The 16672-nt window shown below is 70.0% G+C and carries 21 protein-coding genes; 10 read left to right on the top strand and 11 right to left on the bottom strand.

Annotation, left to right across the window (positions count from 1 at the left end; genetic code table 11):
• Nucleotides 1-36 precede the first annotated feature (36 nt).
• Nucleotides 37-1359 (top strand): hypothetical protein, encoded by a 1323-nt coding sequence (locus tag ABSL23_RS13320; RefSeq protein ID WP_353634088.1) that lies wholly within the window; start codon nucleotides 37-39, stop codon nucleotides 1357-1359.
• A 12-nt stretch (nucleotides 1360-1371) separates the two neighbouring features.
• Here the strand turns inward: ABSL23_RS13320 and ABSL23_RS13315 are convergent, their stop codons facing one another.
• Both ABSL23_RS13315 and ABSL23_RS13310 read right to left on the bottom strand, forming a co-directional pair.
• Nucleotides 1372-2247, bottom strand: coding sequence for a substrate-binding domain-containing protein (locus tag ABSL23_RS13315; protein WP_353634087.1), 876 nt, complete (start codon nucleotides 2245-2247; stop codon nucleotides 1372-1374).
• Nucleotides 2248-2310: 63 nt separating this feature from the next.
• The gene (locus tag ABSL23_RS13310) at nucleotides 2311-2613 is read right to left on the bottom strand and encodes a CGCGG family rSAM-modified RiPP protein (protein WP_353634086.1); all 303 of its coding nucleotides are present in this window, start codon (nucleotides 2611-2613) and stop codon (nucleotides 2311-2313) included.
• A gap of 189 nt (nucleotides 2614-2802) precedes the next feature.
• Here ABSL23_RS13310 and nirK point away from each other — a divergent pair, with 189 nt between their 5' ends.
• The 4 genes from nirK to ABSL23_RS13290 all read left to right on the top strand — a co-directional run bounded on the left by nirK (nucleotide 2803) and on the right by ABSL23_RS13290 (nucleotide 4995).
• Nucleotides 2803-3873 (top strand): copper-containing nitrite reductase, encoded by a 1071-nt coding sequence (gene nirK, locus ABSL23_RS13305; RefSeq protein ID WP_059057118.1) that lies wholly within the window; start codon nucleotides 2803-2805, stop codon nucleotides 3871-3873.
• A 131-nt stretch (nucleotides 3874-4004) separates the two neighbouring features.
• A complete protein-coding gene (locus ABSL23_RS13300) occupies nucleotides 4005-4541 on the top strand; it encodes a hypothetical protein (protein WP_059057117.1) in 537 nt (178 codons plus the stop codon).
• Complete coding sequence (locus ABSL23_RS13295) at nucleotides 4541-4714, top strand: hypothetical protein (RefSeq protein WP_353634085.1); 174 nt, start codon at nucleotides 4541-4543, stop codon at nucleotides 4712-4714. Before ABSL23_RS13300 ends, ABSL23_RS13295 begins: the two co-directional genes overlap by 1 nt.
• A gap of 50 nt (nucleotides 4715-4764) precedes the next feature.
• Nucleotides 4765-4995, top strand: coding sequence for a DUF2249 domain-containing protein (locus ABSL23_RS13290; protein ID WP_353634084.1), 231 nt, complete (start codon nucleotides 4765-4767; stop codon nucleotides 4993-4995).
• 9 nt (nucleotides 4996-5004) lie between these two features.
• On the opposite strand, the gene ABSL23_RS13285 is transcribed toward ABSL23_RS13290, so the two are convergent.
• From ABSL23_RS13285 to ABSL23_RS13265, 5 genes are all read right to left on the bottom strand, one after another.
• Nucleotides 5005-6039: a sodium:calcium antiporter gene (locus tag ABSL23_RS13285; protein WP_353634083.1), complete on the bottom strand. Its 1035-nt coding sequence runs from the start codon at nucleotides 6037-6039 to the stop codon at nucleotides 5005-5007.
• Between the two features lie 79 nt (nucleotides 6040-6118).
• Nucleotides 6119-6850, bottom strand: coding sequence for an MBL fold metallo-hydrolase (locus ABSL23_RS13280; RefSeq protein ID WP_353634082.1), 732 nt, complete (start codon nucleotides 6848-6850; stop codon nucleotides 6119-6121).
• Between the two features lie 63 nt (nucleotides 6851-6913).
• Nucleotides 6914-7207, bottom strand: a complete 294-nt coding sequence (locus tag ABSL23_RS13275) for a hypothetical protein (RefSeq protein WP_353634081.1) — start codon at nucleotides 7205-7207, stop codon at nucleotides 6914-6916.
• A gap of 52 nt (nucleotides 7208-7259) precedes the next feature.
• Nucleotides 7260-8480 (bottom strand): TIGR04347 family pseudo-SAM/SPASM protein, encoded by a 1221-nt coding sequence (locus tag ABSL23_RS13270; protein WP_353634080.1) that lies wholly within the window; start codon nucleotides 8478-8480, stop codon nucleotides 7260-7262.
• Nucleotides 8477-8746: an Htur_1727 family rSAM-partnered candidate RiPP gene (locus ABSL23_RS13265; RefSeq protein WP_353634079.1), complete on the bottom strand. Its 270-nt coding sequence runs from the start codon at nucleotides 8744-8746 to the stop codon at nucleotides 8477-8479. The genes ABSL23_RS13270 and ABSL23_RS13265 overlap by 4 nt, the downstream gene beginning before the upstream one ends.
• 163 nt (nucleotides 8747-8909) lie before the next feature.
• Here ABSL23_RS13265 and ABSL23_RS13260 point away from each other — a divergent pair, with 163 nt between their 5' ends.
• Nucleotides 8910-9992 (top strand): TIGR04053 family radical SAM/SPASM domain-containing protein, encoded by a 1083-nt coding sequence (locus ABSL23_RS13260; protein WP_353634078.1) that lies wholly within the window; start codon nucleotides 8910-8912, stop codon nucleotides 9990-9992.
• Here ABSL23_RS13260 and ABSL23_RS13255 read toward each other — a convergent pair whose 3' ends face one another.
• Nucleotides 9993-10361, bottom strand: coding sequence for a helix-turn-helix domain-containing protein (locus tag ABSL23_RS13255; protein WP_059057109.1), 369 nt, complete (start codon nucleotides 10359-10361; stop codon nucleotides 9993-9995). It lies immediately after the preceding gene.
• Nucleotides 10362-10527: 166 nt separating this feature from the next.
• Here ABSL23_RS13255 and ABSL23_RS13250 point away from each other — a divergent pair, with 166 nt between their 5' ends.
• The 3 genes from ABSL23_RS13250 to ABSL23_RS13240 are packed head-to-tail and all read left to right on the top strand — an operon-like array spanning nucleotide 10528 to nucleotide 12983.
• A complete protein-coding gene (locus ABSL23_RS13250) occupies nucleotides 10528-11676 on the top strand; it encodes a multicopper oxidase domain-containing protein (RefSeq protein WP_353634077.1) in 1149 nt (382 codons plus the stop codon).
• A 9-nt stretch (nucleotides 11677-11685) separates the two neighbouring features.
• A complete protein-coding gene (locus ABSL23_RS13245; RefSeq protein ID WP_353634076.1) occupies nucleotides 11686-12705 on the top strand; it encodes a halocyanin domain-containing protein in 1020 nt (339 codons plus the stop codon).
• Nucleotides 12706-12755: 50 nt separating this feature from the next.
• Complete coding sequence (locus ABSL23_RS13240) at nucleotides 12756-12983, top strand: hypothetical protein (protein WP_353634075.1); 228 nt, start codon at nucleotides 12756-12758, stop codon at nucleotides 12981-12983.
• A gap of 2 nt (nucleotides 12984-12985) precedes the next feature.
• On the opposite strand, the gene ABSL23_RS13235 is transcribed toward ABSL23_RS13240, so the two are convergent.
• The 3 genes from ABSL23_RS13235 to ABSL23_RS13225 all read right to left on the bottom strand — a co-directional run bounded on the left by ABSL23_RS13235 (nucleotide 12986) and on the right by ABSL23_RS13225 (nucleotide 15342).
• A complete protein-coding gene (locus tag ABSL23_RS13235) occupies nucleotides 12986-13585 on the bottom strand; it encodes a hypothetical protein (RefSeq protein ID WP_353634074.1) in 600 nt (199 codons plus the stop codon).
• An 84-nt stretch (nucleotides 13586-13669) separates the two neighbouring features.
• Nucleotides 13670-14272, bottom strand: coding sequence for a superoxide dismutase (gene sod, locus ABSL23_RS13230; protein WP_353634073.1), 603 nt, complete (start codon nucleotides 14270-14272; stop codon nucleotides 13670-13672).
• Between the two features lie 68 nt (nucleotides 14273-14340).
• Complete coding sequence (locus ABSL23_RS13225; protein WP_353634072.1) at nucleotides 14341-15342, bottom strand: pyridoxal-phosphate dependent enzyme; 1002 nt, start codon at nucleotides 15340-15342, stop codon at nucleotides 14341-14343.
• Nucleotides 15343-15453: 111 nt separating this feature from the next.
• On the opposite strand from ABSL23_RS13225, the gene ABSL23_RS13220 reads away from it, so the two are divergent.
• Complete coding sequence (locus tag ABSL23_RS13220) at nucleotides 15454-16599, top strand: acyl-CoA dehydrogenase family protein (RefSeq protein ID WP_353634071.1); 1146 nt, start codon at nucleotides 15454-15456, stop codon at nucleotides 16597-16599.
• The last annotated feature ends 73 nt before the right edge of the window (nucleotides 16600-16672 follow it).

The raw sequence follows: 16672 nt of genomic DNA, 5'->3' as shown, positions 1-16672 counted from the left end.
AGAACTCGCACCGGCCGCCACCACCACCGTTCAGACATGAGCGCCGTCCCTGCCGGACTCGCGACCGACCGACAGCCGCCGATGACGGTGCCGCTCCGGTACTTCCTCGTCGGCTTCGCGTTCCTGCTCGCCGGCGGCGGCGTCGGCCTCGCGAACGTCGCCGGCGTCGCGCCCGGACTCGCGCGGCTCGCGCACGTCCACCTGCTGCTGGCGGGCTGGGTGTGTCTCACCATCATGGGCGCGATGACGCAGTTCGTGCCCGTCTGGTCGAACGTCCCCGTCCACTCCCGCCGGCTCGCGAACCTCGCGCTCGCGCTCGTCGCCGTCGGCGTCGCCGGCCTCGCGGGCGCGTTCCTCGCCACCAGCACGCACTGGATTCACGGCTTCGGCGGCCTGCTCGTGCTCGGCATCTGGGCGTTCGCGTACAACCTCGCGCGCACCCTCCCGCCCGTCCGGGAGTTCGACGCCACGGAGGCCCACTTCGCGTTCGCGCTGGCGTGTTTCGTCGTGCTCGCCGCGCTCGGCTTCCTGCTGGCGTTCGACCTCTCGATGTCCGTGCTCCCGTTCGCGGGCGTGACCCGGACGCAGGTCGTCGGCGCGCACGCCACGCTCGCGGTGTTCGGCGCCATCCTCGCGACCGTCTTCGGCGCGCTCTACCAGCTCGCGACGATGTTCACGCAGACGGAAGTCGCGGGCCGCGACCAGCTGCTCGCGAACGCCGAGTACGCCTACCCCGCGGGCGTCGTCGCGCTCGCGACCGGCCGGCTGTTCGCGATTCGACCGCTGGCCGTCGCGGGCGGCCTCGTGACGGCCGCCGGCGCGCTCGCGTTCGCCGTCCTGCTCGCGAAGAAGCTCTACGAGGGCCGCGTCGAGCGCACGCCGATGCTCACGCGGTACGCCGTCGTCGCCGTCGCGCTCGCGGCGTGGAGCCCGCTGGCCGCCCGCGAGTGGCTGGCGTCGCCGCTCGCCCGGGACGCGCTGTTCGGGCCGACCGCGGGCGTCCACCTCCTGTTCGTCGGCGTCGTCGGCTTCGTCGTGATGGGGTCGCTGTACCACGTCGTCCCGTTCATCGTCTGGGTCCACCGGTACAGCGACCGCCTCGGCTTCGAGCCGGTGCCGATGATAGACGACCTCTACGACGACCGCGTCGCCGCCGCCGACGGCCTGCTCGTCACGCTCGGCGCGGTCACTTTGGTTCTCGGGCAGGCCGGCGTCGCGCCCGCCCCCGCGAGCCTCGCGGGCGGCGTCGCGCTCGGCGTCGGCTTCGTCGCGTTCACCGCGAACCTCGTCGGCGTCGTCTACCGCCACGGCCGCGTCCTCCCCAAGCGCTTCCACAGCCAGCCGGAGAACGCAGATTGACGGGCTGCGCGCTCACTCCGAGGGCGCGTACTGGTCGAACTCCGGCTGTTCGGAGCGCGCGAGCGGCCGGAACGCGGGCTCGCCGTCCACGCGGAACGCCGCGATTCGCTTCTGGGCCGGTCCCGTGAGGTAGCCGACGAACGCCATCGCGAGCGCGTACGCGACGTCGTGGCGCGCGGGATTCGTGGGGATGACGGCGTACTCGTTGCGCAGCAGGTCCGGCGGGTCGTCGAGGCCGCGGGCGACGTGCGCGGCCAGCCCCGTCTCCGTGTTCAGGAACGTCCCGCGGTCGACCAGCGTGTACGCGCCCGTCTCGTCGGCGGCGACGAGCGTCGCGCCCATCCCCTGCCCCGTCTCGCGGTACCAGTCGCCGCCGGGTTCGACGCCCGCCGCCTCCCAGATGCGTCGCTCGCGGACGTGCGTCCCGGAGCGGTCGCCGCGGGAGAGGAACGGTGTGTCGCTGGCGGCGATTGCGCGGAACGCGTCTAGGGGGCCGCGGTCGGCCACTCCCGCGGGGTCGTCAGACGGGCCGACCACGAGGAAGTCGTTGCCCATCACGGCGCGGCGGTTGACGCCGTGGCCCGCGCGCAGGAACTCGTCTTCGAGCGGGCGCGCGTGGACGAGCACGGCGTCGCAGTCGCCGTCGCTGGCGGTTCGGAGCGCGGCGCCGGTCCCGCGGACGACCGCGCGCACCGACGCGCCGAAGGCGTCCTCGAACCCGGCGGAGAGGTCCGCGAGCAGGCCGCTGTCGTGGACCGTCGTCGCCGCCGCGACCGTCAGCGTCCCGTCGGCGACGCCGGGGGCGGTGCCGTCGCTCCCGCCGAGACAGCCCGCCAGCGACAGCGCGCCGCCCGCGCAGAGCGCGCGCAGGTACCCACGTCTGTCCATGTGCGAGACAACCACTCCCGGTTACAAAGAAATTACGAGGTAACGAAAATCAGTTACACCAACTCAGTTGCCGACGCGGACGCGCGTGACGTGGCCGCCGCAGCCGCACTGATCGACGTACTCGTAGGCGACGCTGTCGCCGAACGCCTCGTCGAGTTCGTCGTAGAGGTACTCCTCGGGGTGGCCGTTGTCGCCGTGCGTGACGAGGTTGACGTGGTAGCCGGCAGCCGTCGATTCGACGGCCTCGACGGCCTCCTCGACGACTAACTCCCGTTCGCCGGCGTGTTCGTCCTTCTCCAGGTTCGCGGACCACGAGTTCTGGTGGACGCCGTCGACGCTCTCGGCGTCCTCGTGTGCTGATGCCATACCTGTATATTCGTCGCGTACGCGGGTGAGGCGTTCCCCGAACACGTTCGCTCCGGCCGCCGAAGCACCCCCGCTCGTTCGTTTATAAGTGGTAGCCGAACTGGTTCGGGGGGTTCGCCGGAGAACGGGAAACGCAGACCCGCTTGAAGGGGTAGCCCCGGTATTGTCCACGTGAAGAGGTGCCCACCAATGTTCGACACCACTCGCCGGCGCGTGCTGCAAGGTCTCGGAATCAGCGGAACCGCAGCAGTCGCGGGCTGTACCGCTCCCGGCGGTGAGAGCCCGGCGACCGAACAGCCCCAGCAGAACGCCGCAGCGCAGACCACCCAGCCGGACGTCGACCGCGTCGCCGCCGACCCCACGGACGTCCCGGACCCGGTCGACTGGTCGGAGCCCCAGCACCACGAAGTCGAGCTCGACGTGACGGAAGTCACCGCGGAGATCGAGCCCGGGGTCACGTTCAACTACATGACCTTCGACGGGCAGATTCCCGGCCCGATGATTCGGGTGCGCCGCGGGGACACCATCTCGTTCACGCTGAACAGCCCCGACGACAACGCGATGCCGCACAACGTCGACTTCCACGCCGTCTACGGCACGGGCGGGGGCGCGGAGGCGAACACCGTCAATCCCGGCGAGACCAACGACGTGGACTTCACCGCGAAGTACCCCGGCGCGTTCATCTACCACTGCGCCGTCCCGAACATGGACATGCACATCTCCAGCGGGATGTTCGGGATGATTCTCGTCGAGCCCGAGGGCGGCCTGCCGGAGGTCGACCGCGAGTTCTACCTCGGCCAGCACGAACTCTACACGAACAAGGACGTCGGCGAGGAGGGCCACCACCAGTTCGACATGGACGCGATGGCCAACGAGGACCCGACGTACGTCGTGTTCAACGGCGAGAAGTACCCGTTCACGCCGGACCGCTACGGCCGCCTGCAGGCCGAGACCGGCGAGTCGATTCGGGTGTACCTCGTGGACGGCGGCCCGAACGTCTCCTCGAACTTCCACCCCATCGGGAACGTCTGGACGCAGGCCCACCGCGACGGCGCCCTCGGGACGCCCGAGGAGTACGTCCAGACGATGAAGGTCCCGCCGGGAAGCTGCATGATCGGGGAGATGGACACGCCCGTCCCGGAGACCATCAAGCTCGTCGACCACGCGCTCAGCCGCGTGGTTCGCAAGGGGCTGCTCTCCGAAATCGAGGTCAGCGGCGAGCCCGACGAGGAAATCTTCGACCCCGACCCGAGCGCATAGCCCGCTAACCGCCAATCCGGTCACTCATCCTCCGTTCCCGCGCCGAGTAGCCGCGGCGCTCCCGTCCGCTCGCGCGAGGGGCGAACACGTTCGGGGCTACGCATAGCGGGACGTGGGCCGTCCTGTGAAACATGTACGGCTTGGGCTCGCAGTCCGACGACGCGCTCGCCCCCGAGGGGGAGTTCGACCCCGACGTGAACCCCGAACCCGGCGCGTTCCTCGCCGGCCACGACGTCCTCGACGGCGACGACCACGTCGCGTTCCACGAACTCACCCGCGAGCTGTTCGACGAGCGCGGCGTCTACGACATGACCTTCGGGTACAACCTCGCCGACCTCAACCTCGACACCCGCCACACGGAGGCGGGCTACCGGTACGCCGTGGACGCCGACGACCCCTCCGTGCTGCGCGCGGAGTTCACGCCGACGACGCCGTTCTGCCCGCAGAGCCACACGCTCACCATCGGCTCGTTCCGCGCGTGGAACGGCCTCAGCGAGCGCCACGACTACGACCTCGTGCGGGTACGGGTCGCCGACTCCCACCAGCGCAGCGAGTCCATCAACGAGGAGCTGCGCGACCTCGAGGAGACGTACCTCGAAACCGGGGAGCTGCCCGACGAGGACGCCGACGACGCCGGCGGCGCGTCACAGGCCGGCGCGCCGTTCTGATGGCGCCGACCGTCGCCGGCCGGTTCGGGGAGCGCGGCCTCGAAGCCGCGGCCGTCGCGGTCGCCGGCACTGCGGGATTTCTCGCGGACGGCGCCGGCGCGGTCCCCGTCGCCGCGGTCGTCGGCTTCTTCGCGGCGAAGTCCGTCGAGAGCCTGCGGCTCGCGCTGGCGTGACGAACACCTTCGGGGAAATCGCTTGGCGGCTGTCCGCCGAACGCTCTGGTATGGCGACGACTGCCGACACGGACGCCCGCCTCGACGCGCGGGAGATCGACGGGGAACCGTTCAGCGACATCGTCGCAGAACTGGAGGCGCTCGACGACGGCGAGACGCTCCTGCTTGTCAACAGCTTCGAGCCCGAACCGCTGTACAACGTCCTCGCGGACCGCGGCTTCGCCTACGAGACCGAGCAGGTCGCCGCCGACGAGTGGCGCGTCTACATCACGCCCGAGTAGCCGGTCCGCTCAGACTCCCCTTACGAGGTTCGTCAGGCCGACCGTCTCCGAGACGACCCACGCGACGAACGCCGCGTACGCCGCCAGCAGCGCGTACGCCTCGACGCCCGTCACCGAGAGGTCGGTACGCAGGACGGCGAACAACAGCACGGTCGCCAGCGTCAACACGCCCAGCATCGGGACCGCCACCGCGAAGTTCACCGTGACGGCGCCGACGAGGAGTACGCCCACCGGAATCGCCACCAGCAGGTCGAAGGTGTTCGACCCGAGAACGTTCCCGAGGCTGGTGATGCCCTTGCCCGCCTTCGCCGTCCGCACGCTCACGAGCGCGTCCGGGAGGCTCGTCGCGGCCGCGACGACGGTGACGCCCGCGAGGAACTCGGGGACGCCGAACGTGTGCCCCAGCGACTCGACGGCGCCGACGAGCTGTTCGACGGCGACGAGGATGAACAGGAGGCCGCCCGCGAGCCGCGCCCACTCGCGGCGCACCGCGATGCCCTCGGGGACGGCGGGCGCGTCGTGGTCGCCGACGTCCTGCCACTGCACGAAGAGGTACAGCCCGTACAGCAACAGCGGCAGGACCGCCAGCGAGCGCGTGAGCCGGCCGGCCAGCGCGGGGCCGGCGACCGGCTCGTAGATGACCGCGAGCGCGAGCGTGACGACGAGCGCGGACACCGCAATCATGTAGAACTGGGCTTCCTTGTAGACGATGGCGCGGTTGGTTTCGAGGTCGCCGTCGGTGGCGATGCCGGCGAGCGCGGGGATGACGAGGATGTTGAAGATGGCGGAGCCGACGATGGCGCCGACGCCCATGTCGAAGGTGCCCGCCAGCGCCGTGAACACGACGCTGGCGAACTCCGGGAAGCTCGACCCCACCGCGACGACGATGGAGCCCTGCACGACCGCTGGCAGGCCGTAGTACGTCGAGAGGTGTTCGGCCGCCGATTCCAGCCACCCGCTCCCGAACCAGACGAGGCCGGTCGCAGCGGCGACGACGAGCACGTTCACGAGCGGCGTGCTCGGGAGGAGGCCACCGAGGGGCATACGTCCGGCCAGCACCGGCGAGACGTTAATCGTTGGTGAAGCTGCTCGCTTCGACCGGCAGAAACAGCGTCCGACGCCGCTACAACTGGACTCGCTCGCCGTCCTCGGGGACGCGAACGTCCTCGGTCTGTGCTCGCAGTTCCTCGCGGGTGAGCAGGCAGTGGTTGATGGCTTCCATGTGGACGACGACGACCGCGGCGTCGGTCGCGTCGCGGACGGCGGCCACGTCCTCGACGCCCATCGTGATGGGGTCGCCCTCCACGAACTGCGCCTCGCCGCCGTTGAGCACGACCAGCTCGGGGTCGAAGCGGTCCAGCGTCTCGGCGACCGGCTCGTACCAGACCGTGTCGCCGGCGACGTACGCCGTCTGCTCGCCCTCGAAGACGAACCCCGACACCGGCCCCATCTGCTCGGCGAGTTCGCCGTGGCCGTGGCGGCCGGGCGTCCGGTGGACGGTGACGCCCTCGAAGGCGGTCTCGTCCTCGACGGGCCGCACGTCGGTGAAGCCCTCGTCGGTGAAGGCGTCGGCCTCCTCGGGCTGGCAGAACAGCGGCACGTCGTCGTCCAGTTCCGCGGCCGCCGCCTCGTCCCAGTGGTCGGGGTGGCGGTGCGTGACGACGACGGCGTCGTGGTCGGTGTCGACGTCCGGCACCGGAACGAGCGGGTTCCGGCGCTCGTTCGGCGTGTTCTCCACGGGCGGGTTCTCGCCGGGCGCGGAGAACATCGGGTCCACGAGGAACGTCACGTCACCGACGTCCACGAGGACGGTGGCGTTGCGGAGCAGTTGCACGCTGGTGTCGGCCGTAGACATACAGAGCTGTTGGGGGGCCGGCGGGATGGGCGTTGCGTCGCCGGCACTCGACGGGGGTTCGCGTCACGTCCGCGTTCGGAGTGAGCGCGCCCGCCGATACAGGCCCGCGGCCACGACAGCCACGGCGTAGAGGTACGCCGCGAAGAACGCCGAGTAGGCCAGTCCGGAGAGCCCCGGGAGCAGCGAGTGCTGTATCAGGTCGGAGCCGACCACGAGCAGGTAGCCCGGGACTTGGAGGAGTTGCGCGTCGACGAGCGGAGCGACCGCGACGAGACCGGCGGCGAGCAGAAACGCGCCCAGCACTTCCGGGCCGGCGAACTGGTCACGGGCCGGAGGGCGGTCGTTGGCGGCGGCCATAAGCAGTCATTCAGCCTACAGGACGAAAGGCCTTGTTGCGCGAGCGGTCGAATCAGTCCGCGTGCGCGTCGCCGGCGCCGCCGGTCGCGTTGGGCGTCCCGTCGCGCTCGGCTTCGGTGAGGTAGCACTTCGGGTCGGGGTCGAAGGGGCCGCCCGCGCTCAGCGCGCGCAGCCGCGACCCGCCGCGGCAGATGGACTGGTACTGGCAGCCCGCACACTTCCCGGTGAGGCGGTCGCGGCGCTCGCGGAGGCCCGACAGCAGGGGGTTGTTCTCGTCGCTCCACAGCTCGCTGAACGGGCGGTCGCGGACGTTCCCCAGCGAGTAGCCCTGCCAGAACTGCGTGAGGTGGACGTTCCCCTGGTAGTCGACGTCCGCGATGCGCTCGCCGGTCGGGTCGCCGCCGTTGGCTTCGAGGTAGCGGTGGATGCGGTCGGCCTGCTCGGCGCCGAGCTCCTCCTCGGCGTACTCCACGAGGAAGCCGGCGTCGGCGTAGTTGCCGACCAGCAGCGTCTCGATTTCCTCGCCGCGCTCGTGGTACTCGCGGGTCATGTCGCAGACCGTGCGCACGGCCTCGCGGGTGTCCGCCGGCGAGAGGTCCAGGTTCGAGATGTCGGCGCCGCGGCCGCCGTAGTCGAGGTGGTAGAAACAGAAGCGGTCCACGCCGACGTCGTGCAGGAGGTCCACGACGTCCGGGAGGTCGGCGGCGTTGGCCTCCGTGATGGTGTAGCGGAGCCCGGTCTTGAGGCCGGCGTCGAGGCTGTTCTCGATGCCGCGGACGGCCGCGTCGAAGGCGCCCTCCTCGCCGCGGAACTCGTCGTTGCGCGCCGGGAGGCCGTCCACGGAGACGCCCGCGTACTTCAGGCCGGCGTCGCGCAGCGCTTCGGCGCGCTCCTCGGTCATCAGGGTACCGTTCGTCGAGAGCACGGGCCGGATGCCGGCGTCGTCGGCGTACGCCACCAGCTCTTCGAGGTCGTCCCGCACCATCGGCTCGCCGCCCGAGAACAGCACCACGGGGATGCCGAACTCCGCGAGGTCGTCCAGCAGGTCCTTGCCCTCTTCCGTGGAGAGCTCACCGGGCGCCGTCTCGGTGTCGGCGGCCGCGTAGCAGTGCGAGCAGTAGAGGTTGCACTGCTTCGTGAGGTTCCAGACGACCACCGGGCGCTGCTGTTTCTGTTCGGTTATCTGCTCGCGGCTGGAGTCGTCGGCGGCGTCGTAGCGCAGGCCGTCGCTCTCGGCGTCCAGCCCACAGAGCAGCTTGCTGACCGAAATCACGCCGACTCACCTCCGGCGTCGGCGGGCTCGCCGAGCGTGTGCGCGGTGTAGCGGCGCGTCTCGTCGGCGGGACAGAGCCAGACGTCCCGCGCGGCCCACCCGAACAGGTCGCTGGCGCGGTCGTGGGCGCCGTCCGCGTCCCCGGCGGTGACGCTGCCGACGTGCTTCAGGGGGCCGTCGGCGTCCTCGCGCACGAACACCTCCCACTCTCGGCCGGTCGCCGACCGCGGCGTGTCCTGCACCCGCGTTCGGTCCTGTGAGTCCATGTCGTCGGCTAGCGACTCCGCCCAAAAGGCGCCCACGGGCGTTCCCAGGTCGCGGGAACGGACACGCCGAACAAAGTCCCGTCCGAACGACCGTCCACGTGAGGCGGCGCCACCGTACTGGGACTGGCCTGTCACCTGCCCATCCGCCGCCTCGCTTGTAACGATGACGCCAGTAGACACCGACGAGCGCCCGTTCGTGCTCATCTGGGAAGTGACGCAGGCGTGCGAGCTCGCGTGCGAGCACTGCCGGGCCGACGCGACGCCGAATCGCCACCCGGACGAACTAACCACGGCGGAGGGGAAGGCGCTGCTCGACGACGTCCGCCGCTTCGGCGACGGTCAGCTGGTCGTGCTCTCCGGGGGCGACCCGCTCGCGCGCGACGACACCGTCGAACTGGTGGAGTACGGCACGGACATCGGCCTCCGCATGACGGTCACGCCGAGCGGCACGCGCTCGCTCTCGACGGAGGCCGTGAACGCGCTTGCGGACGCTGGCGTGAAACAGCTCGCCGTCAGCATCGACGGCGCGACGCCGGAATCACACGACTCGTTCCGTGGGGAAGCCGGGAGCTTCGAGGAGACCGTCCGCGCAGCACGCGACGCCCGCGAGGCGGGTGTGCCGCTGCAAGTCAACACGACGGTCTGCCAGCAGACCGTCGGCGACTTGCCGGCCATCCGTGACCTCGTCAGCGAGCTGGGCGCGGTGCTGTGGAGCGTGTTCTTCCTCGTGCCCGTGGGTCGCGGCCGGGTCCTCGACCCGATTCCGCCGGAGCGCGCCGAGGAGGTGATGGCGTTCCTCGACGAGACCTCCGAGGAGGAGGCGTTCGGCGTGAAGACCACGGAGGCGCCGCACTTCCGACGCGTGCGCGCTCAGGCCGCCCAAGACGGCGGCGGGAGCGGCCGGCAGCGCCGCGGCGGCATCACCGCCGGCGACGGGTTCGCGTTCGTCAGCCACACGGGCGACGTCTACCCCTCGGGGTTCCTGCCGGAGGCCGCGGGGAACGTCCGCGAGCAGTCCGTCGTGGACGTCTACCGGAACAGCGACCTCTTCGAGACGCTCCGGCGCAAAGACGACCTGCAGGGGAAGTGTGGCGCCTGCGAGTTCCGCCACGTCTGCGGCGGCAGTCGGTCGCGGGCGTACGCGGTCACCGGCGACCCGATGGCCAGCGACCCCCTGTGCCCGTACGTGCCCGAGGAGTACGAGGGCGCGCTGCCCGAGCGGCAGGCGAGTCCGGCCGACGACTAGTTACTCTCGTTCGCCGGTGCGGTCCAGCGAGACGCGGATGCCGTTGTCCTCGCCGAGGCTGATGGTCGCCTTTTCGAGCGTCGCCCGGTAGCGGGTGGTGTGGTAGCCGTCCTCCCGGAGCTCCGTCTGGGTTTCGAGGAGGCCGGCGTCCGAGAGCGTGTGGAGTTTCCGGTACGTCGAAGACAGCGAGAGGTCCGCGGCGTCGGCGACCTCGCTGGCGGTCACGGGCTCGCGGGCGCACCCGAGGACGCGCCGACAGAGCGGGTCGGTGAGCGCGTCGAGGGCGGCCGCGGGGTCGGTTTCCTCGGCGGCCTCGAAGGGGCCGCGGAGCCGCGCGTCGGCGTCCGTCTGATCGACGTTGGTCTGCATCACCGGGCACTCGGGCCGCGACGAGGGTAGGCCGACGGCCGAACGTGTTCGCCACAAACTAGTGGCGAATATGTTCGGTAGGTTCCCACGCGGTGGGAACCGTTTCTCGACCCCGAGAATCACCGACTCGTGCTTTACAGGGGACTGTCTACGCTGAGGTGTACCCATGAGTGACCGTATTGGCGCGCCCGGCTACGGCATCTCGCGACGTGAGTTCATCGCAGCGACCGGCGGCACCGGTGTCGCCGCCCTCGCCGGCTGCACCGCGCCCGCCGACCAGGGCTCCAGCGTGACGAACACGACCCCGAGCCAGCAGGCCGCGCAGTCCGACCTCCCGACGACCAGCCCGCCGGAAATCGTCGACGCCACCGAACAGGGCAACCAGGTGACGCTCAAGAGCGTGCCCGCAGTCCACCAGGCCCACCCCCTCGACTCCATGGGCGGCCCCGTGGAACTCCCGCGCGTGTGGGCGTTCGCCACCGAGGACGGCGACCCCAGCGTCCCCGGCCCCATCGTCCGCACCGAGGAAGGCGAGGACATCGAGGTCACGCTCGACAACACCGAGGGCAAGCGCCCGCACACCCTGCACTTCCACGGCACGCAGAAAGCCTGGGAGGACGACGGCGTCCCGACGACGACGGGTATCACCGTCTCGCCGGGCGAGAAGCACACGTACACGATTCCCGCCAACGTCCCCGGCACGCACGTCTACCACTGCCACTACCAGACCCACCGCCACATCGACATGGGGATGTACGGCATCTTCCGCGTGGATCCCGAGGGCTACGAGCCCGCGGACAAGGAGTACTTCATGACGGTGAAGGACTGGGACTCCCGGCTCAACCGGAAGATGTCCGGCGAGGACGTCTCCTACAGCCCGCGCACGCGCAACCCGGACGTGTTCACGGTCAACGGGAAGGCCGCGCCGCGCACCCTCCACCCCGAGGACGGCTCGCCCATCATCGTCGACCAAGGCGACACGGTCCGGATCCACTTCGTCAACGGCGGCTACATGAACCACCCGCTGCACCTCCACAACCACCGCTTCCGCCGCGTGGAGAAAGACGGCGGGCAGATTCCAGAGGCCGCCCAGCACGAGATGGACATCACGAACATCGCGCCCGCCGAGCGCCACACCATCGAGTTCGAGGCCGACGCCGAGCCCGGCATCTACCTGATGCACTGTCACAAGGTCAACCACGTGATGAATGGCTCGTTCTACCCCGGCGGCATGCTCACGGGCATCGTCTACCGGGACGCGATGGACACGGACATCTTCGGCCAACTGATGGAGTACGCGGGCTACGAAGCGTAACGCAGGACCATGACTCCCGACACCACCTCCACGGTCACGAGGCGCAGCGTGCTGAAGACGACGGCTGCCGCGGGCGCCGCGGCGGCCACCGGCGCGGCGTTCAGCGGCGCCGCAGTCGCCCAAGACGCCAACCTCGACTCGTGGTTCGAGGGCGTCAGCAACTACGACGGCGTCGTGGACGAGACCGGCCAGTCCGAGGTCACCGTCGAAGTCGGCGTCGAAGCCAACGACGGCCCGTACGGCTTCGGCCCGGCGGCCATCCGCGTGGACCCCGGAACGACGGTCACGTGGGAGTGGGTCGAGGGGTCGCACAACGTCGCTGCCGAGGACGGCAGCTTCGAGAGCGAGCTCACCGCCGAGTCCGGGTTCACGTTCACGCAGACGTTCGACGAGGAGGGCGTCACCCGGTACGCATGCACGCCGCACAAGACGATGGGGATGAAGGGCGCGGTCGTCGTCGGTGACGTCGACGTCGGCGCCTCCTCGTCCAGCGGGTCCTCGGAGAGTTCGGGGTCCGGCAGCCAGCAGGTGGACTTCGACGGCTGGTTCGAGGGCGTCAGCAACTTCGACGGCGTCGTGGACGAGACCGGCCAGTCGGAGGTCACCGTCGAGGTCGGCACCGACGCCAACGGCGGCCCGTACGGGTTCAGTCCCGCCGCGATTCGCGTGGACCCCGGGACGACGGTCACCTTCGAGTGGGTGAACGGCACTCACAACGTCGTCGCCGAGGACGGCAGCTACGAGAGCGAACTCACCAATGAGTCCGGGTTCACGTTCACGCACACCTACGACAGCGAGGGCGTCTCGAAGTACTACTGCAACCCCCACCGGACGATGGGGATGAAGGGCGCGGTCGTCGTCGGCAGCGGCGGCGGCGCGAGCAGCAGCGGGGGCGGCGGTGGCGGCCTCTCGACCTCCGACGTCGGCGTGCTCGCGTTCGCGGGCGCGCTCGTCGGCGGCCTGCTGTCGCCGTTCGCGCTCCGCGCGACCAAGAGTTCGTCGTCGCCGTCGAACCGCGCTAACCGCTGACTCCGCCGGCCGCGGCGCATAAGTGGCTCCGCGCCGACCGCCCGGCTGCCATGGACGAAGCACTCGAAGTCGTCGAACTCGCGGCCGACGCCGGCTTCGAAGGCGCGCTCGTCTGGGTGTTCCGACTGCTCGGCCTCGTGGTCGCGCTCGCGGGGCTCGGACTGTGGCTGCTCGCGGACTTCTCGCTGTTGTGGCTTCCCGCGGCGCTACTCGCCGTCGGACTCCTGCTCGCCGTCGTCCCGGACCTCCTGCTGTCGCTGGTCGAACTCGCGGGCTGACGCTACTCGTTCTGAATCGTGCGCTCGTCCACGTAGACTGGATACCTGTCCTCGTGCGTGCGGTCGGCGAAGTGAATCGTCGCGGCGACGCTGTGCGGGGTCGCGCGGACGGCCTCGTGGCGGGACACCGCTGGCTCCGAAATCACGTCGCCGTCGCGAGCGAGGTGGGTCGTCAGCGTCGCGACCAGCCGTACCCCCTCCTGTTCGCCTCGACTGCTGACCGAGACGCTCAGCGTCTCGGCTTCCGGGAGCCGCTCGTCCAACAGGCCGTGGAGGTAGTCGGCCGCCACCGACGCGCCCTCGACGTGACCCCACTCCTCGAACGGCTCGTAGTCGTAGTCGATTACCTCCTCGCCGGCCATCGTCGCCGGGTACCGCACGGTGTCGTTGGACTCGACGTACTGGTAGTCGTCGTCCGTAATCGTGCGCTCGACGGTGGCCTCCGCAGCGCCGCCGCGAACCGGGCCGCGCTCGGTGGTGGTCGCGCTGGTCGTCGAGGAGTCGGTGGTCGTCGTGTCGGCGTCGCTCGGCGCGGCGAGACAGCCGGCGAACGGGAGCGTGCCGGCGGCTACGAGGCCGAGGAGGCGGCGTCTGGAGGGCATCGCGCGAACCGAAACGGGGAACCGATAAAAGTCTTCAGGGGCGGCAGTGATGCCGAGTCGGCGGGCCGACGGTCGAGTGCGGCGTTACTCGAACTTCTCGACGAGGTCCGCGTAGCGCGCCGCGGGCTCCTCCCAGTCGACGACCTCGAAGAAGTTGTCGACGAAGTCGCCACGGTCGGGGCCGTAGTCGTAGTAGTAGGAGTGCTCCCAGACGTCGAGGGACAGAATCGGGTGCGAACCCCAGAGGGCGCCCTGGTCGTGCTTGTCCACGACGACGTTGCGGAGCTGCTCGGAGTGGCTGTCGTACACGAGGAGCGCCCAGCCACCGGCTGCGGAGGCGGCCGCGCGGAACTCGCCCTCCCACGCTTCGTAGGAGCCGAAGTCCTCCTCGATGCGGGCTCGCAGGTCGCCCTCGGGCTCGTCGCCGCCCTCGGGGCTCATGGACTGCCAGAACAGGTCGTGGAGGATGTGTCCGGAGCCGTTGTGCGTGACGTCCCCGATGGCGCCGGCGGAGGCGGAGAAGTCGCCCTCCTCGCGGGCCTCTTCGAGGGTTTCCTCGGCCGAGTTCCAGCCGTTGACGTAGCCCTGGTGGTGCGTGTCGTGATGCCACGTCAGCACCTGCTCGGAGACGTGCGGTTCGAGTGCGTCGTAGTCGTACGGCAGCGGCGAAAGTTCGTAGTTAGCCATTGCAATTACTCCCAACGTGCCGGTGCCTCTTGGTGGTTTCCGGAAGCGCGTTTTAGTTGGAAATCCAACTACTCCACGTAATCGGCGTACGGCGCCCGGTCCGGGTAGCGGTCGCCGCGGTCCGGCAGGGGAACGACGACCACGTCGTCGGCGCCGAGCGTGCCGCGGGTCGCCAGCCGGTCGACGAGCGCGAGCGCGCCGCCGGCAGAGGGGCCGACGAGGAACTCGCCGTTCACGCGGAGCTCCGAGCGGACGAACTCGCGGGACCACTGCCCGGCGTCCCGAATCGGTATCTCCGTGTCTTCGTGGCGCCGACGGAGCCGGCGCACGTACTCGTAGGCCGCGTCCGTCGCCACGTACTCGCGGGCGTCCAGCGCGTTGGACTCGTAGGTCCCCGGGACGAACGCCTCCGGGCCGTGGACGTGTTTCAGCCCCGCGATGTCGTGGTCGCTCTCCGGGGGCTCGTAGCCGTGGACGCGGACGCCGCGCGGACGGAGCGCGTGGCTCACACCGACGAGGGTGCCGCCGGTGCCCGCACCCGCGACGAACTCAGTCACCTCGCCGTCCGTCTGCGCCCAGATTTCGGGGCCGGTGGTGCCCGCGTGGACCGCCGGGTTCGCGGGGTTCTCGTACTGGTTCGGGTAGAGGTACTCGTCGGGCTGGTCGTCGACGAGCCGCCGGCAGTCAGCGACGAACGCGTCGTAGCCCTCATCGGCGTCCACGAACCGGAGTTGCGCGCCCGCGTCACGGATGGCGGCGACCTTCCCCCAGCCCGCGTTGTCGGGCAACACGATTTCGACGTCGTGGCCCATCGCGGCGCCGACGCGCGCGACCGCGGCGCCCGTGTTCCCGCTGGACGCCTCGATTATCGTGCGGTCGGGCCTGAGGTCGCCGCGCGCGGCCGCGGCGTCCAGCATCGCCTTCCCGATGCGGGTCTTCACCGACCCGCCGCCGTGGGGCAGCGTCGCTAGGTTGAACCACTCGGCTTTCCCGTACACCGTCGGCGCGACCCCGGCGTCGAGCTCGACCAGCGGCGTCCGCCCGATCTCGCTGGGGTCAACGTCGGCCATGCGAGAGGGTTCGACAGGTCGCGACAAAAGCAGTTGGGCCGCCCGAGCAACCGCGAGCGGATTGTCAGGGGTTTAGGAGATCTTTTGTCGCGGTGTGCGGTACACTCCCGCATGGACTTCGGACTGTCCGACGAGCAGCAGGCGATTCAGGAGGAGGTCCGCCGGTTCGCGGACAACGAGATTCGACCGGTGGCCTCCGAGTACGACCGCGCCGAGAAGTACCCCCACGACGTCATGGACGAGGCCGCGAAGGCCGGCCTGCTCGGGCCGACGATTCCGCTGGACTACGGCGGCGCCGGCTACTCCGCGCTGGAGTCCGCGCTCATCGTCGAGGAGCTGTTCGCCGCCGACCCCGGCGTCGGGCTCTGCGTCTCCAGCGCCGGCTTCGGCGCCGAATCCATCATCGAATTCGGCACCGAGGACCAGAAGGAGCGCTGGCTCCCCGACATCGCGTCCGGCGACGCCATCATGGGCTCTGCCATCAGCGAACCCGACACCGGGTCGGACGTCTCCAGCGTCTCCACGCGCGCGGAGCGCGACGGCGACGAGTTCGTCATCAACGGCGACAAGATGTGGATTACGAACGGCTCCGTCGGCGACTTCTTCGTCGTGCTCTGCCAGACCGACCCCGACGCCAGCGGCCGGTACAACGGCTTCAGTCAGATCGTCGTGGAGTCCGACCGCGACGGCTTCGAGGCCGAGAAGATCACGGGCAAGCTCGGGATTCGCGCCAGCGACACCGCCGAGCTTCGCTTCGACGACGTGCGCGTCCCCGAGGAGAACCTCGTCGGGACGGAGGGCGGCGGCTTCCTCCAGCTGATGCAGTTCTTCGACGAGACGCGCACGATGGTCGCCGCGCAGGGCGTCGGCATCGCGAAGGGCGCCGCCGAGCGCGCCCTCGACTACGCCCAGGAGCGCGAGCAGTTCGGCCGCCCCATCAGCGACTTCCAGGCCATCGAGCACAAGCTCGCGGAGATGCACACCCAGACCGAGGCCGCGCGCACGCTCACCCGGAAGTCCGCGTGGAGCGTCGAGAACCGCGACGACCAGCTCACCGCGCTCGCGTCGATGGCCAAGGAGTTCGCGTCCCGCGTGGCCGTCGAGGTCGCCGACGAGGCCGTCCAGATTCACGGCGGCGCCGGCTACGTGGACGACTTCGACGTCGAGCGGTTCTACCGCGACGCCAAGATCACCCAGATCTACGAGGGGACCACCGAGATTCAGAAGAACGTCATCGCCCGCGAACTCCTCGAATAGCCGACCCGAACATATTCAGTCTCCCGTATATCCGACTGTAGCGGCTCCGTGCCCGCAGTCTTAGAATCCGCCG

The organism is Halobacterium sp. NMX12-1, assembly GCF_040435975.1.
Taxonomy (GTDB): Archaea; Halobacteriota; Halobacteria; order Halobacteriales; family Halobacteriaceae; genus Halobacterium; species Halobacterium hubeiense.
This window is presented reverse-complemented; position numbering and strand designations above follow the sequence as displayed.